This window comes from Brasilonema sennae CENA114 (assembly GCF_006968745.1).
GTDB lineage: Bacteria > Cyanobacteriota > Cyanobacteriia > Cyanobacteriales > Nostocaceae > Brasilonema > Brasilonema sennae.
The window spans coordinates 3,317,387-3,333,039 of record NZ_CP030118.1 but is presented as its reverse complement, the minus strand read 5'-3'; the positions used below and the strand labels follow the sequence as shown (position 1 = coordinate 3,333,039).

Here is a 15,653-nt window from a genome sequence, read left to right as displayed (position 1 = left end):
GGGGCGGCTTTGCCGCAAGTAAGGGAGGCCGAGCCTCCTAATAGACATTCCTAGTCAGAGGCTGGGAACGAGGTAAAAGCTGTATTCTACCCAATTGAAAACTGCTCGAAATGACATTAGTTGGTTCTACATAACTTAATAAGAATTATGGAAAAAAAGCTCTCTGGGCTTAAGTTGTGTATTACAAATTAAGTGGGGAAAAAATGACAGGTTTTACATAACGTTAAAAAAATGCAAGTTAAGTGAATGACACCCTCATAAAAAGGAGATAGATATGTCAACTTTAGTTCAACAAGCAGTTGGAATTCCTGTCAGCGACCAAGTGTCAAGGCTTTTAACTCAGCCATTGAAACTACTGATTGGGGGAAAATGGGTTGAGTCTGCGAGTGGTCAAACCTTTCCTGTATATAATCCGGCTACAGGTCAAGTCATCGCCCATGCGGCTTCGGGTGAGAGCGAAGATATTAATCGAGCAGTACAAGCTGCACGTGAAGCCTTTGAAAATGGTCCTTGGTCAAAACTCACTGTTTCACAACGCGGACGACTCATTTGGAAATTAGCCGACTTAATAGAAGCAAACCTGGAAGAATTTGCCGAATTAGAATCCTTGGATAATGGCAAACCAATCAGTGTTGCTCGTGTTGCTGATGTGCCAGGTGCGGTTGACTTGTTTCGGTATATGGCAGGATGGGCGACAAAAATTGAAGGAAATACGATTCCTATCTCTGCTGGCACTCAATATTTTGCCTACACAGTGCGCGAACCTGTTGGAGTTGTCGGACAAATTATCCCCTGGAATTTCCCTTTGCTAATGGCTGCATGGAAATTAGGTCCGGCTTTAGCTACTGGCTGCACAATCGTTTTGAAACCAGCCGAACAAACCCCCATCTCAGCTATTCGCTTGGGCGAATTAATCTGTGAAGCTGGATTTCCTGATGGTGTGGTCAATATTGTGACTGGTTATGGTGAAACTGCAGGTGCTCCCCTAGCCGCACATCCCGATGTTGATAAAGTTGCTTTTACTGGCTCAACTGAAGTGGGTAGATTAATTGTCCAAGCTGCTGCTGGTAACCTCAAAAAGGTTTCTTTAGAACTAGGCGGTAAATCACCCAACGTCGTGTTCAAAGATGCTGATATAGAGATGGCGATTAAGGGCGCAGCCAATTCCATCTTCTTCAATCATGGTCAATGTTGTAATGCTGGTTCAAGACTTTATATTCAACAAGATATTTTTGACCAAGTGGTGGAAGGTGTTGCAGCCGAAGCTAAGAAAATTAAAATTGGACCAGGACTTGACCCCAGCACACAAATGGGACCACTGATTTCTGATGAGCAACTTGACCGAGTTTATGGCTATATGCAGTCAGGTTTTGCTGAAGGTGCAAAAGCTGTTACGGGTGGACAGCTCATTGGCAATCAGGGCTATTTTGTGGAGCCAACAGTGCTGGTTGATACTAAGCAAACAATGAAGGTGGTACAAGAGGAGATATTTGGTCCAGTCGTAACGGCGATGCCTTTTAAAGACGTGGATGAACTTGTTCCAGTAGCCAATGATAGCGCTTATGGTTTAGCAGCAGGAATCTGGACTAACGATATATCGAAAGCTCATCGTTTAGCGTCTAAATTGCGTGCTGGTACAGTTTGGATTAACTGCTATCACATCTTTGACGCTGCTTTACCCTTTGGCGGCTACAAGCAGTCAGGATGGGGTCGAGATATGGGACACAATGCGCTAGAACTTTACACTGAGGTCAAATCTGTTTGTGTGAAGCTTTAAAATAACGTGACTTCGACGGAATTTAGAGGCTGAAATTCTTACATAGCAAGGCATATGAAATTAAACAGAAGTCAGAAGTCAGCAATTCCTGAGTCAGAATCACTTGGATCGGGATGCGCGACCCCCTACTTATCTGCCAGCGAGGTGAAGTTCATTCTGACTTCTGGCTCCTGAGTCGTAAGTTCTTTTCATTAAAACCTTTTCTAGACAAGTCTTTGAGAGCTTCTAGTTCGTCGAACTCAGGTTCTTCTGAACCCTCAGCAAATACGGTTTCTTAGAAGAGGGTTAAGATCGAGCGACTAACACTTGATGGACACCGCGACCGACATCGACAACATACCCTGTACGTTGTAGCTTAGGTTTTGGCTTTTCAAGGACTTGCCAAAACTCGATTCCACCTTCGGGTTTTGGGGTGAAATAGTCATACACTGCCACAACTAGGAAATTACCACTAGCATCAAATGCTGCGCTCTCTGGCAAGATACCTTCAAACGGATAATCATTAATTTTCGTTAACTGACCAGAGGTGGGATCAAGCGTCATCAAACTGAGTGTCGCTTGACGTGTAAATCGAAATGAATTCGTGGGAAAGGCAGTCCCGCGCATGTTCACAGTGACGACTTTTGAACTATCGGGACTGATTGTTAAACTTTCAGGAGAATTATCGGCAATCGCAGTTGAAACAACACGATGCTGAACCTGGGATGCAGAAGAATTCAACTCTGCAAGTTGAATCACCGATACGGTTCCTCCCGTTTCGGGTATCCGCTGTTCTAAGGTTTTAACTTCTGCGCCAAAATTGCGCCCCCAATTGCTGCTGAGATAAAAGCGTCCATCTGGGGTGAACTGCCCCGTAAAAGGATCTTTACCCACTTTCACTGGGCGACCCCAAGGAATCAGTTGTAGATTACCTTGAAGATTACGCTGTAGTTCATAGAAGGCAATTTCATCACGATAATCCAAATTTATAGCAAGGAAGCGCCCAGAGGGATGCCACTGCACTTGACTGACATACAATCCATTTTGAAATCGCGCTGGATCAGATTGAATGCCTAACTGTTGTAGTGAAAATTCGCTGGGTTGAGCAATTTGACAATTTTGAACTGGAATCAGGATAATTTCTTTGTCTGGAGTCTGGGTTGAAATTGCCAGTAAATCTCCGTCTGGGTGAATGTGGACTGTTTCGGGTTTGGGAGCAACTGCCATTCGACCACAAACAGTGGGGTGACGCGGATTTGATAGATTGATCGCAACTAGTTGATTTCCGGGTGGAAGTTGTTCTCTGCGAGTCGCACCAACTGGCATAGCGCCGAGGGTTTCAACGACAAAAGCTGTGCGACTATCGGGTGATAGAGCCAGCGCATAAGGTGCTCCGGTAACTGAGTTGGAAGCATTGATTTGTGCGATTCTCGGTGCCAACGCTTCCTGTTTGCCGTTGAGTGGCAAAGTCAAGATCGATAACTGATCGCTCACACCTGGAGCAGGTAGCTTACCATCACTATAAGTACTAGCAAGAAAATCACCGTCTGAAATGGCAGCAATGTAGCGACCTGCAAACCTTGGTAATTGCTTTAGCGATTGAGCATTACTGAGTTGAGTTGAAATTAAGATCAGTGTCAGGAAGGCGATGATAAATGCGATCGCGTAGCCTCTCGGAACCAGAATCGCGCTTCGAGTTTTCAAGGCAAAACGTTTCTTGCTATTCATAATTAATGAAAGGATTAATGCTCTTTTAACTGCTTAAACATTTCGTTTCTTAAACGCTGCTTCCGCTAAAGCCATTGCCTGCTGCACTTTGACAAAGCCAACATAGGGAATCATATGCATAATTGCTTCAACAATCTCTTGACGATTGGCTCCAACGTTTAATGCTCCATTGACATGCACCTCGAGCGGCAGTTCTGAGGCAGTTGTATTCAATGCAGTCAGTGCAGAAACGGTCGCAAGTTCGCGGGTTTTAAGATCCAAATTTGGACGAGAAAACACATCACCATAAGAGAATTCCACAATATAGCGTCCCAGGTCGGGAGCAATATCTTCAAAGCTTTTCACTACTGCCTCGCCCGATGCTTTGCTAATTTGGTTTAAAGCTTCTAAACCCCGACGATAACGCGCTTCATTGCTTTCTGCTTGCCGCCGACTTTCTAGATCCGGTTGCGGACTGGCAGCAGGAATTCCCCGTTGCTTGAGATCTGCAAATATCTGCTGCGCAGCAGTAACAGCAGCCAGTGTTTTGGGATACCCTGCATACACTGTCATTTGCAACAGTAACTCTTTAATTTCAGTCTCAGTTGCACCTGCTCGCAATGCACCTTCGACGTGAGCCTCAACCGAATTACTCTGATTTCCCAGAGCCGTCACCATTGCTAGAGTGGCGAACTCGCGGGATTTGAGGCTGAGTCCACGCCGATTCCAAATTTCACCACGTGCGAATTCGATGATTAACCGTGGTAAATCTGGTGCAAGGTTTGCAAACCGAGTTGCAATTGTTTTGACTCTATCGCCTTCTGTTTGCTGCAAATTCTGAATGCCGAGTTGATAGCGATCGCCTTGCGGTCTTGCTGAAACTGGCTGAAACTGGATTTTACGTTCTTTGAAAACTTCCCGTGCGATCGTCATCCCATCTTGTGCGGCTGGAAATCCAGCATACACGACCGCATTCAGAATTATTTCTATCACTTCTTGAGGACTACAACCCACATTCAGCATTCCATGAATGTGAAATTTGAGGGCAGGACGAACCGAGCCGATCGCAGTCAATGCCGCCACAGTCGCAATTTCTCGCTGTTTCAAATCAAGTCCGGATCGGGATACAACATCGCCAAATACATGCTCAACAACCATCCGGCTTAAATCTGGTGAGAACGGCTCCAGTGGGCGAGTTGCGCGATCGTACTCTTTACCCCCAACTCGCTTGAGTGTCTCGATGCCGCGAGTATAGCGATCGCCTGAGCGATTTGATTGAGCTTGTGTTTGCTTTTGAGTTACGATTCCCAAAACAAATGTTGTCAGAGTCGCAATTGCTGAGGTAAGGAGCGATCGCCGCATCCGTTGAGAGGTTTGTGGCATAACTTTTACTGCTGTAAAGTTCAAAATAATTCTGAGTGTTCAAACATTTCTACAACCCAGACATCATGCCGCCATCTGCTAAGAGAGAAACACCCGTGATGTAAGGACAATCGTTGGACGCAAGGAATAACGCAGCTTCGGCAATCTCCTCCGCTGTTGCAATCCGCTTCAGTCCATCCACCAATTGTCGAGCAGCTTCTACCTTCTCCTTTGAGCCTCCCGTTGTCCGTTGAAACAGAGGCGTATCCGTAATCCCCGGCGAGAGCATGTTAACTCGGATTCCTAGCTGTCCATAATCCAGTGTTGCCGCCTGCACTAAACCCAGTAGTGCTCGTTTGGCAGCTGCATAGGCAGCCATACCTGGTCGAGTAGCTACGGTATGCTGAGAAGCAGTAATTACAATGTTTCCACCCCGCTTCAGCATGTGAGGAATCTGGTATTTCATTGCGAGGAAAACGCCCCGTAGATTTGTGTTCTGAACCCAGTCCCACTCATCAACTGTGATCTCGTGGAGTGGCTTTGAAAGTACATCACCAGCATTGTTAAATGCCACATTCAATTGACCATATTTTTCAACGATACGGTTGACAAACGATTCAACTTCTTTGGGCTGCGTCACGTCCGCCTTAACGTAAGTGGCATCGCCACCATTCTTCTTAATCTGCTGTTCTACCTCGGTTCCCAAGTTTTCCCTACGTCCGCAGAAGCCAACTTTGGCTCCTTCACGGGCAAAGGCGATCGCCGCCGCACGCCCAATTCCAGACGTTGCTCCAGTGATCAAGACTACTTTTCCAGCAAAGCGGTTCTTTGAATTTGCGGGTTTGGGTATAGGCTGTTGAGCATTCACTTTTGTCGTAAATCCAACCGTAGCGGCTCCAGCAATTCCAGCAATTCCAGTTTGAATGACTTGGCGACGGCTAGACTGTTGCTTTTTACTGCGGTTAATCATAATTTTTATGGTGTGGAAAATAATTCAAATTTTGCTGCCACCTTAACAACTTTAGTTGACAGCAGACTTGCAAAACGAGCTTCAATAGCCTAAGTGTAGATTCATGTCCAAAAAACTGACAATAGCTTTTTTAGACACCACTCTCATGCACAAATTGCATCAATTATGAGTCGTCTACAAGATTTAGAAGTCTTTGTGCAAGTGGTCAACAGTGGCAATTTTGCAAAAGCGGCAGTGGCTTTAGACATTAATCCGTCTGCAATCAGCCGTCGCATTACTCAGCTTGAAAATCAACTTGGGGTGCGTCTGTTCAATCGCACCACTCGTAGCCTCAGCTTGACCGAAGTGGGAGAACGCTACTTCAACCGTTGTCTCAACATTTTGGCAGATTTGGAGGAAGCTGATCGCGAAGCAAAACAGCACAGCCAAGCGCCCCAAGGATTACTCCACGTCAGTTGTTCGACTATGTTTGCCCATCGCCATCTGCTTACGCGGATTCCTGAGTTTTTGGCACACTACCCGCGCTTAAGCATTCAACTGGTGCTGAGTGATGATGTGGTTGATGTGGTCGGTGAGGGCATAGACGTAGCAATTCGCATTAGTGAACTGGCAAATTCTTCACTTATTACACGTCGGTTAGTGTCTGATCGCCGCATTACTTGTGCGGCTCCGGTTTATCTTGATCGCTATGGAACACCGAAGACTCCTGATGATTTGGCTAATCACAACTGCATCGCATTGAATGCATACAAAACAACTTTGAATCAATGGCGCTTTCGCGATCCAGTTGGACTCAGAGAAATTAGGGTAGCTGGAAATTTTACAGTCAATAGTGGGGTAGCGCTGTACGAGGCTGTACTGGCAGGTTTGGGAATCGCTCGTGTGTCAGCATTTTTGGCAGATCAGGCGTTGCGTTCAGGGCAACTGATTCCCATTCTTTGTGAGTGTGAAGATAAGAATGATGTTGGAATTTATGCCATATTTCCAAGTAATCGTTATCTACTTCCTAAAGTGCAATGCTTTGTCGAATTTCTGGTCAAAAGCTGTTTAGACAACGGAAACACAACTATTTAGGCGGGAAGTGAGGCAGAGGATTTGACGTTTTTATTTAAAGTAAAAAATATGCAGATAAAACTGAATTTATTCCTATTGACAAAAAAAGATAATATGTATCATAAAGGAATTTCAGGATTTTAGCTTCGGTAACAGTTTCTTTATCAGATCAAAAAATTCAGTCTAATGATCTGTGCTTTATGCAATTGAAAAAAGTGACTCTGAAAAACTCAGAGTCACCCGCAAAATTTTCAACTAAAAATCTCTAGCCATTTGAAGACGTTGGAGGTGTAGTTGGTAGTTTAGCTTCCAATTGTCTTGGTGTTGAAGTTGACACGGACTGCTCAGAAATTGGTGTCCATTCAGTGTGGAAGGCACCAGGCTTATCCAGACGCAGGTAGGTATGCGCCCCGAAGTAGTCGCGTTGAGCTTGTGTGAGGTTTTGAGGCAAGCGATCGCGACGATAGCTATCGAAGTAATCCAAAGATGCACTAAATGCTGGCACTGGAATTCCCAGTTTTGCTGCTGTTACCAACACGTCACGCCAAGCATCTTGTCTATCGAGAATCGTCTGCTTGAATTCAGGAGCTAATAGGAGGTTAGGCAGCGCTGGATTTTCACTAAAAGCCTTCTTAATCTTGTTCAAAAATCCAGCACGAATAATACAGCCACCCTTCCAAATCCGCGCCATTTCACCCAGATCCAATCCAAAATTATACGTATGCGACGCGGTAGCTAACAAAGCCATTCCTTGAGCGTAAGAACAGATTTTCGAGCAATAGAGGGCATCCCGGACTTTATTGATAAACTCTTGGGTATTTCCCTCATACTTGCCAGTTGGACCTGTGAGGATCTTGGATGCTGCTACGCGCTCTTGTTTAAAGGAAGAGATAATGCGGGCATTCACCGCTGCTATGATGGTCGGAATAGAAACTCCTAGTTCCAACGCAGTCTGTACCGTCCAACGTCCAGTCCCTTTTTGACCTGCGGCGTCAACAATCAAATCTACCAGAGGTAAATTTGTTTCTGGGTCAATGTAAGGGAAAATATTTGCCGTAATTTCAATCAAAAACGAATTGAGTTCGTCTGTGGTGTTCCATTCGGCAAAAACTTCATGGAGTTGATTATGGTCAAGTCCAGCAGCATTTTTCAGTAAATCGTAGGCTTCTGCAATCAGCTGCATATCGCCGTACTCAATGCCGTTGTGTACCATTTTGACGTAGTGACCTGCACCACCAGGACCAATATACGTCACGCAAGGACCATCATCGACTTGGGCAGCAATTTTGTTAAAAATTGGCTCCAGATACTGGTAAGAGCTTTGTGTACCTCCTGGCATCAGTGAAGGACCATTGAGTGCTCCTTCTTCACCACCGCTGACGCCCATACCAATGAACCGAAACCCAGCGGGTTCTAGTTCTTGGGTGCGGCGAACCGTATCTTCAAACCAAGAGTTGCCACCATCGATAATAATGTCGCCTTCGTCCAGCAAGGGTTTGAGCTGAGCAATCACTGCATCTACAGGTTTACCTGCTTGCACCATGATTAAAATTTTTCTGGGACGTTCCAAAGAAGCCACAAACTCTTCTAACGTAAAAGCAGCTTTAACGTTTCTTCCTTGGGCACGCTCAGCCATGAATTTATCAGTTTTGTCTCGCGAGCGGTTGTAAACTGCGATTGGAAAGCCGTTACGCTCAACGTTTAGAGCGATGTTTTCACCCATAACAGCTAAACCAATCACACCAAAGCTTTGCTGTGTCATAAAATTCTGGCTAACTCTTGCAGATTCTCTTTATCTTCAAGGGTAATCCGAGATTTCTGCTTCTCTCCTAAAGAAGACATTAAGACTTCTTAAACATACCCGAAATATTGAACCTACACAGATAAAAAATTTTAATTTGTATCTGATTCAACAACTTTCTGGCAAAATTTGCAAAATTGAGATATTTAGTTATTTAGTTATAACGATGGGGGGACTAGATACTTTGAACTGAGTACTTCTACTCCCAATTTCTCATCTTCAATCCCAAATCCCTAGTGAAATGACACAGTAAGGAGTAACCACAAAATGCTGGCATATATCCTAGCGTTGACTGTCGGTCTTGGAAGTGTAGCACTTTACATAGCAGCTTTCTTTTTTCCTGAAATCCACCGTAAGAATGATTTTATTTTGAGTGGTGTAGGACTGTTCTACGCCTTAGTCTTATGGATATTTGCCCGACGCATTACTGGGGGTCTTTTGCTGGGTCATGTGGCTAGTGTGGCTCTTTTGGGTTGGTTTGGCTGGCAAACGCTGTCGTTACGTCGTCAACTCACACCAAAGATACAACAAACTCAGATACCCAGCACTGAAACAGTAAAAACAAACATTCAACAGCAAGTCTCTGGGTTGTCGCTTCCACAAAAACTTGTTCAATTGCCAAAAAGTATTGTTGGTAGTTTTTCAGGGCTGAAAAACCGAGTCCAAACTGTGGGTAAAAAGACACCTGAAAAGTCTAAAACGGCACAAACTCCTGCACCCACAGCCAAACCAAAGGTTGAGGTTGTCGATGGACGCACTCCAGTCACAAAGCAACCACCAGTTACCCCACCTGCTACCACTGATACCGAAGCAAAAACTCCAACAGCAGAAGCACCAGCACCTCCAGTTATAGAGGTGATCCCGCAAGCAGTCCCACCAAATCCCCCATCGCCGGAATTAGTGGAAGCGGCTCAAGCACAGACGGAAACTGAGGAAAAAACAGCACCTGTGGTGGAAGTTCTTCCCCCAGCAGAAGTACCACCAAATCCTCCAAATTCAAATACTTAAGTAGCAAATTTAACTAACAAACTACCTGCACTCACCGCTTGCACAAGTGTGGGTAGTTCAATTCTCAAACATGATAAACACAGGGCTAGTCCAAACTTTGGAATCATCAACCTGACGCCCTGAAATATAAATTGGCACAAAACCGTGAGGACTCGACTGAGGTTCTACTGTAAAAGTGCCACTAACATCTCTTGGCATAGGAGTTGCACTTAAGCGTTCTACCGCAATGAAAAGTTCTGCTCCTCCCAATTCTTGCCGTAAAATTCCTTTGTTGAAAAGGTCTTTGCCAGAAAATTCCCACTTAAATTCTGGGCAATGGATATAAGGATTGCGGCGTAATGGACTTCCCACCTTAATGTAACTATCGATTTCAACATGGAGTTGGAATTGCGCATGGAGTAAATCGGAGAGTTCCATATCAATCGCATCAGAATCTCCGTAGGTATCAGAGCAAAACTCTAGTTTGAGTGCTCCATCTCGTCTAACATATTCCTCTGGATGTTCTAGACCATTAACTTGATAGTTGTGCACTAATGTATTGGAAAATTTTAAGGTTCCACGCCATGCAGCCCAACGATAGCGGTCTTTTATCCGTGAACCACCCCAGCGCAGGCGAATTTTATTTGCAGCGTAACCTGCTTCAAGTTGGAGGTTACGATGCCAGAGTAAACCATTATGGGTATGTGCTGCAATTTCGTCCCAACCAGTGGTACCTAGCAATCGATAGTGAATAGTCACTGAATCAGATCCAGGAAATTCATCTCCTTGAATGTGTGATCCTGACCAAAGTAAAGCGACTAAGCGATCGCCCGTTGTCGCCCAAGTATGACGAGAACGCAGCGCCTGACTTATATCCAACTTTGTCAGCGAAGGAGAAATCACCCCCGTTAGTCCACCATTCACTCCAAAAACCGCTGTTCCAGGAACACCACCGCCACAACGCCCGCGATGTTCATCGCCATTCGCTGACACCCCGACTTTATATCCTCGACTGATGGCATCTTGGTAAAACCAAGGGAAGTGTCCCCAAGACGAACCAATTTCTATCAGACGTTCCAGTTTGGGGTGATGCCAGTCTAAAATGGCACGTCGTCCGCCTATGTGAGGGATGAATAGGTGCTGTTCTGGATTATGGATATATCCAGCGTAAAGCTTATCTACGGGCCAAGCCCCAGGCAGCAGTTGCTTTCCTTTCATGTCTTCATTCCACTCAAAAGAGCGAAGCAACTTTCCTTGGCGATCATAGGGAAATAGCACTTCGTCGCCTAAGAAAACAATATTGCGATCGCCCCCCGCCGCTGAATTCCCACACCATTCTGTACCGGGATAGCAAAGAAACTCGCCTTCTTGCGTCACCTCCCGGCATAGCTTTACATCTTCCTTCCACCGCTCCTCAGTAATATTAAAATCATTCGCCGTATAACCCAAAACATCCAAGCCTGCCACATCTCTACCGTAGGCAAAATTATACTCCGTACTATTCGTTCCTATTGTGTTGTTGGAGTGGACATGAAGGTCGGCAAAAAAGGCACGAGGGTAAGCCAAGTTACTATCTGCAGTGATGGGAGTGGGAGCGCTTTGTAACTCAGTTCCTACTAGAGTCGCTTGTAGTATTGTTTCTTCATCCGCATTCAGAGTCAAGTTGGTTTTTACCACCGCCCAACCTTGCTCTGGTATGTCAAGCGATTGCTCATGTTGTGTTCTACAATCTGTTAATCGCAGTTGTCCTCCCAATCCCCAGCAAGTATTACCCCAGACATCTTCTGCCCGTATTACTACAGGAAAAGTGGCCCCCGTCTTAACCAGACGTGGAGTTACAATTGCAAGTTTTGCTGGTAATCCTGGCACAATATCAATCACGACATCACCAGGAATGTCGGCAAAGCGAGAGGTGCCAACGGGGTCAATGTAAGCACGGAAGCGGAAACCTTGCTCAACAAAAGTTTGTACTCTTGTTCCTGGCCCACCAGCGCGGCGATCGCCCAACCGAATCAAAATATGGTCACCTGGTTTGATATAACCATCGACAATATCTACAATAATCGCCTTTTGATAAGGACGTTCATGTCCCTTCTGGTCAAACCGAACTTTCAGTGACTGCACCGTCGCAGGACTCTCACCAGGAAGACAAGGGCGACTTTGGTATTCTGCTGAAAGATAATTAGCTCCCTTGGGGTCTTCCCTCTGAAACAGTCCCCAGTCTGAGTAAAATTTGAACGTTACCTTAATCCAAGCACCGTCTGCAATACCAGAAGCACCAACTTCGTAATCAAGTAGAATTTCCTGCCAACTTCCAGCCTCAATTTGTCGAGTTGAACAGTGCAAACGACCAAGAAACGGTAAGCTGCTGACATACTCTAGATATCCCTCGGGATGAGTATACTCTCCGAGCAATGAATCTAGGTTTTCGTTTGATATGTAGTTTTCCTGAGTCATTATGTTCACCGAATTGGTACTAAGCCTGCTTTTTCAACAAATTGTTGACCTTCTTTAGACAGCAACAGATTAGCATAACCAACTCCAGCTTGTTCATCGGCTCTACCATCCCGACGAATGATGACATACAAGTACCTGGTTATAGGGTACGAGCTATCCCGGAACGCTGCCATATTCAGTTTATGATTCTCAGTCATAGCTGGTACATACTTGTTGGTGTTACCAGCAGCCAAGGCTACAGGGCGAACCGTGTGCTGAGTGACAACTAGCATTGCTGCGCCGATACCAATTGCTCCTGGAGTAGTGCCAACATCACGAACAAGTACAGTGTAGTCACGACTGGAACGTACCTTAGGGCTAACACTGCCAACTTTTGAACCAAGAAGTGTTTTGAGCAAAGCGGTTGTTTTAACGTTGATACTAAAAGGGACTATCCGCAAGTCTGGTCCTCCGACTTCTTTCCAGTTGGTGATTTTGCCCATGTAAATTTCTTGGAGTTGAGTCACCGACAGTCCAGGAATGGAAATATCTGGATGGGTATAACAGCCAAGCCCATCAATCGCAACTGCGACTTGATCCAATGTAAAACCGCGCTCAATTGCTTGTTTATACTCAGCATCCTCAAGAGGACGACCGGACAAAGCAAAGCTCAGTTGACCTTTGAGCAGCATCTCAATTCCTTTACCAGTACCAGGTTGGTTGTCAACTGGCTCAGTGTAGCGTAGGATAAAATTTGGGTGAGTTTGGTTGATAGCCTTGTGTGTACCTTGAGCCATTAAAGATGCAAAAATGAGGGAGCCACCAAAGTTGAATGTACCCTGTGGCAAATTCGGAACTTCCTTCATGGAAGTGTAATTTTGGATATCAGAAGAGGTGTTGGCAGAAACTTTCTCATTGCTGAGAGTTGCTGACGATTGAACTTGGTGCCAAAGAAAGTAGCCTCCTAGACTAAAAAGCAGCAACACTATGACTGACAAAGTAATCTCACTCTTGAACAGTGTAGAGCTAGTCATTCTCTGTGTGCTAGGTACGGAAGCAATAACAAGGGGCTTACCGCACCTTTTACAGTGTTTAGCTGTTTTAGGATTTTCATCATAGGTACATGAGCCACAGATAATGTTTCCCTTGGCATTTGATTCGTTCGTATGCATTTAATTCCTTGAAGATGTATTTTGTGAATTACGGAATAGCAAAAACAAATTCTTTGTTTGCCAGTTGTTGGCAATGGGCTTTTGTGGTAGACGCCCCAAGATTTGTCAGACTGACGCCGTAAGCACAACATTCACCAAATTATGGGAATCAGCTTGGGCAACAAGGAAATATATGGCTTCCTTACTTTCTTCTACTAAGCAATTTTTTATGCAATAGTGATATTTTTTACATTATTGCAGAATAATTTGTTCATTCTTTAGGTTATAGAATAATCGCAATATTTGATATCCGTTGGTAAAGAAATTCAAAGAATATTAACACAATCTTAAATGTCGTATGCCTACAGTACGGCTGATATCCTGTTCAAAGGAACACCTTTGAAGAAGAACTCAGTTGTCAGAACGCAGAACTCAGCAATCTTTTGAATGGGGATTGGGACCCCACTCAATTGAAGACAACGCTCTTATCCTGCACCAGGGTTTCCCTCCCGCAGTACTGGATCTCGTATAGACGGTGGGGTTTTGAACCCCAAAACTCAGAACCCAGAACTCTACAATTTATGCGCTTGTCTTTCTTCTTATTCTGATTTGTGAGTTCTGAGTTCTTTTGATAAAAAACGAAGAACCTCAACCTACCCAATTTTTCACAAATCAGTCTTGACTTGAATTATTGAGCAGTGATTGGTCATTTAAGATTTGTTAAGGAGTAAAATCTCTTGGTTTTTCTACTGTTCGCAGCAACTCTTGTCCAATTAAAGTCAATAATGCTAAGAAAGCTAGAAGCGACGCACAGGCGAAGGCCGCAATAGTATCGTATTCGCTATAAACTCGTTCTATATGTAATGTTAGGGTGTTCGTATCTCCAATCAATTTACCTGAGACAACCGAGACGGCTCCAAATTCTCCAATTGCCCTAGAGGTACAAAGTATCACCCCGTAAAGTAACGCCCAGCGAATAGAAGGAAAAATCACGCGCCAGAAAATCTGCCAGGAATTTGCTCCTAGTGTTTGCGCTGCTTCTTCCTGTGCAAGTTCCATGCTTTGCAGCGTCGGGAGGACTTCTCGGATCACAAACGGAAAGGTGACAAACATGGTTGTCAAAATCATCCCAGGTAGAGCAAAGATAACTTTTATATTTGCAGCTTCTAACCAAGAACCAAATATACCTACGGTTTGGCTGTAAAGAAGGATGAACATTAAACCAACAACGGTAGGTGAAATGGCTAATGGCAAATCGATAATTAAGAGTAACAGAAATTTACCGGGAAAAGAGTATCGCGCGAGAATCCAGGCAATTAAAATCCCAAAACCAGTATTCATGGGAACTGCAATTAAGGCGATCGCCAAAGTTAAAAACAGGGCATGACGAGCTTCTGGTGTTCTAATTCCTGTCAAGTAAGCTGAAATACCTTGAGCAAACGCTTGATAAAAAATATTCAATAGAGGAAAAACAACGACGATCGCCAAGAAAGATAAACCAATCGCAATCAACAAATAGCGTCCCCAAGGGAATGATCGTTGCTTTGCTTGTAAGCTACCTCTCATACCGCAGACTCCACCATTGCACGAGATTGGTACAAATTAAAATGACTAGAGAAAACAACAGAAGCACGATCGCCACCGCCGTTGCACCGCTATAGTCATATTCTTCCAATCGACGGTAGATGTAGACAGAGCTAATCATCGTTTCATAAGGAATATTACCGGAAATTATCAAAACGACACCATACTCCCCAACCGCACGCGCAAAAGCCAGCGTAAACCCTGTCAAAATTGCAGGTAATAATTGCGGAAAAAGAATTCGCCAAAATGTTTGCCAAGCATTTGCTCCCAAAGTATGTGCTGCTTCCTCGACTTCTGGTTCAATCTCCATGAGAACGGGTTGCACGGTTCTGACGACAAAAGGAAGCGTTACGAAAACTTTAGCAAAAACAACTCCCAACACAGATGAGGTCAAGTTTACCTGCTTGATACCAAGCTGTTGTAAACTGTTTCCTAAGAATGTTCCCGGATCAAGGTAATGTCCGAGAACACCACCAGAACCGTAGAGAGAGACTAAAGCAATTCCAGCAACCACAGAAGGCATGGCAAAAGGTAAATCCACCAAACCATCAGCTAAGCGTCTACCTGGAAACTCATAGCGTACGAGTATCCAGGCTAGAATAACCCCAAAGATGCTGTTAATTAAAGCAGCCAACAAAGCAGCACCAAAGGAAAGTTTATACGCTTCCACAGCAACAGGAGCTGTGATCACCTGCCACAATTCTTGCCAAGAACGTTTGGAAGCTTCTAGGAAGATGACGCTCAAGGGCAGAAGAATAATAAAGCTAATGTACGTCAGGGCTAAACCCTGCAAAAGTGATCTATGGAAGCGCTGAATTGATAAAGTCGATGAGAGAACTGACATTA

10 protein-coding genes and 1 pseudogene are annotated in these 15,653 nt (G+C 44.7%); 3 read left to right on the top strand and 8 right to left on the bottom strand.

Translation table 11 applies throughout. The features are described from left to right. Positions 1-274: 274 nt before the first annotated feature. Complete coding sequence (locus tag DP114_RS14135; protein WP_171976392.1) at positions 275-1,777, top strand: aldehyde dehydrogenase family protein; 1,503 nt, start codon at positions 275-277, stop codon at positions 1,775-1,777. 285 nt (positions 1,778-2,062) lie between these two features. Here the strand turns inward: DP114_RS14135 and DP114_RS14130 are convergent, their stop codons facing one another. The 3 genes from DP114_RS14130 to DP114_RS14120 are packed head-to-tail and all read right to left on the bottom strand — an operon-like array spanning position 2,063 to position 5,795. Beyond that, entirely contained in the window at positions 2,063-3,484 is a 1,422-nt protein-coding gene (locus tag DP114_RS14130) for a lactonase family protein (RefSeq protein WP_171976391.1), read from the bottom strand. A 33-nt stretch (positions 3,485-3,517) separates the two neighbouring features. Beyond that, the gene (locus tag DP114_RS14125) at positions 3,518-4,846 is read right to left on the bottom strand and encodes a carboxymuconolactone decarboxylase family protein (protein WP_169265153.1); all 1,329 of its coding nucleotides are present in this window, start codon (positions 4,844-4,846) and stop codon (positions 3,518-3,520) included. Between the two features lie 49 nt (positions 4,847-4,895). Continuing rightward, a complete protein-coding gene (locus DP114_RS14120; protein ID WP_171976390.1) occupies positions 4,896-5,795 on the bottom strand; it encodes an SDR family NAD(P)-dependent oxidoreductase in 900 nt (299 codons plus the stop codon). 165 nt (positions 5,796-5,960) lie between these two features. On the opposite strand from DP114_RS14120, the gene DP114_RS14115 reads away from it, so the two are divergent. Beyond that, on the top strand, positions 5,961-6,869 hold the full coding sequence (locus DP114_RS14115) for a LysR family transcriptional regulator (protein WP_171976389.1): 909 nt from the start codon (positions 5,961-5,963) through the stop codon (positions 6,867-6,869). A gap of 322 nt (positions 6,870-7,191) precedes the next feature. Here the strand turns inward: DP114_RS14115 and gndA are convergent. Beyond that, a pseudogene (gene gndA, locus DP114_RS14110) lies at positions 7,192-8,610 on the bottom strand (NADP-dependent phosphogluconate dehydrogenase); the annotation flags it as partial. A gap of 306 nt (positions 8,611-8,916) precedes the next feature. On the opposite strand from gndA, the gene DP114_RS14105 reads away from it, so the two are divergent. Then, positions 8,917-9,657, top strand: coding sequence for a Ycf66 family protein (locus DP114_RS14105; RefSeq protein ID WP_171976387.1), 741 nt, complete (start codon positions 8,917-8,919; stop codon positions 9,655-9,657). Positions 9,658-9,714: 57 nt separating this feature from the next. Here the strand turns inward: DP114_RS14105 and DP114_RS14100 are convergent, their stop codons facing one another. From DP114_RS14100 to cysT, 4 genes are all read right to left on the bottom strand, one after another. Continuing rightward, a complete protein-coding gene (locus DP114_RS14100) occupies positions 9,715-12,093 on the bottom strand; it encodes a hypothetical protein (protein ID WP_171976386.1) in 2,379 nt (792 codons plus the stop codon). 5 nt (positions 12,094-12,098) lie between these two features. Then, positions 12,099-13,106 (bottom strand): PstS family phosphate ABC transporter substrate-binding protein, encoded by a 1,008-nt coding sequence (locus tag DP114_RS14095; protein ID WP_246163180.1) that lies wholly within the window; start codon positions 13,104-13,106, stop codon positions 12,099-12,101. 837 nt (positions 13,107-13,943) lie between these two features. Next, positions 13,944-14,789, bottom strand: coding sequence for a sulfate ABC transporter permease subunit CysW (cysW, locus tag DP114_RS14090; protein ID WP_171976384.1), 846 nt, complete (start codon positions 14,787-14,789; stop codon positions 13,944-13,946). Further along, positions 14,779-15,651 carry a sulfate ABC transporter permease subunit CysT gene (gene cysT, locus DP114_RS14085; protein ID WP_171976383.1) on the bottom strand — a complete coding sequence of 291 codons (873 nt, stop codon included), beginning with the start codon at positions 15,649-15,651 and terminating at the stop codon, positions 14,779-14,781. The genes cysW and cysT overlap by 11 nt, the downstream gene beginning before the upstream one ends. Positions 15,652-15,653: the final 2 nt, after the last annotated feature.

Excerpts from the sequence above, each read along its gene's own strand:
- DP114_RS14135 (WP_171976392.1), top strand. The coding sequence starts at position 275 with ATGTCAACTTTAGTTCAACAAGCAGTTGGAATTCCTGTCAGCGACCAA.
- DP114_RS14130 (WP_171976391.1), bottom strand. The coding sequence starts at position 3,484 with ATGAATAGCAAGAAACGTTTTGCCTTGAAAACTCGAAGCGCGATTCTG.
- DP114_RS14125 (WP_169265153.1), bottom strand. The coding sequence starts at position 4,846 with ATGCCACAAACCTCTCAACGGATGCGGCGATCGCTCCTTACCTCAGCA.
- DP114_RS14120 (WP_171976390.1), bottom strand. The coding sequence starts at position 5,795 with ATGATTAACCGCAGTAAAAAGCAACAGTCTAGCCGTCGCCAAGTCATT.
- DP114_RS14115 (WP_171976389.1), top strand. The coding sequence starts at position 5,961 with ATGAGTCGTCTACAAGATTTAGAAGTCTTTGTGCAAGTGGTCAACAGT.
- DP114_RS14105 (WP_171976387.1), top strand. The coding sequence starts at position 8,917 with ATGCTGGCATATATCCTAGCGTTGACTGTCGGTCTTGGAAGTGTAGCA.
- DP114_RS14100 (WP_171976386.1), bottom strand. The coding sequence starts at position 12,093 with ATGACTCAGGAAAACTACATATCAAACGAAAACCTAGATTCATTGCTC.
- DP114_RS14095 (WP_246163180.1), bottom strand. The coding sequence starts at position 13,106 with ATGACTAGCTCTACACTGTTCAAGAGTGAGATTACTTTGTCAGTCATA.
- cysW (WP_171976384.1), bottom strand. The coding sequence starts at position 14,789 with ATGAGAGGTAGCTTACAAGCAAAGCAACGATCATTCCCTTGGGGACGC.
- cysT (WP_171976383.1), bottom strand. The coding sequence starts at position 15,651 with ATGTCAGTTCTCTCATCGACTTTATCAATTCAGCGCTTCCATAGATCA.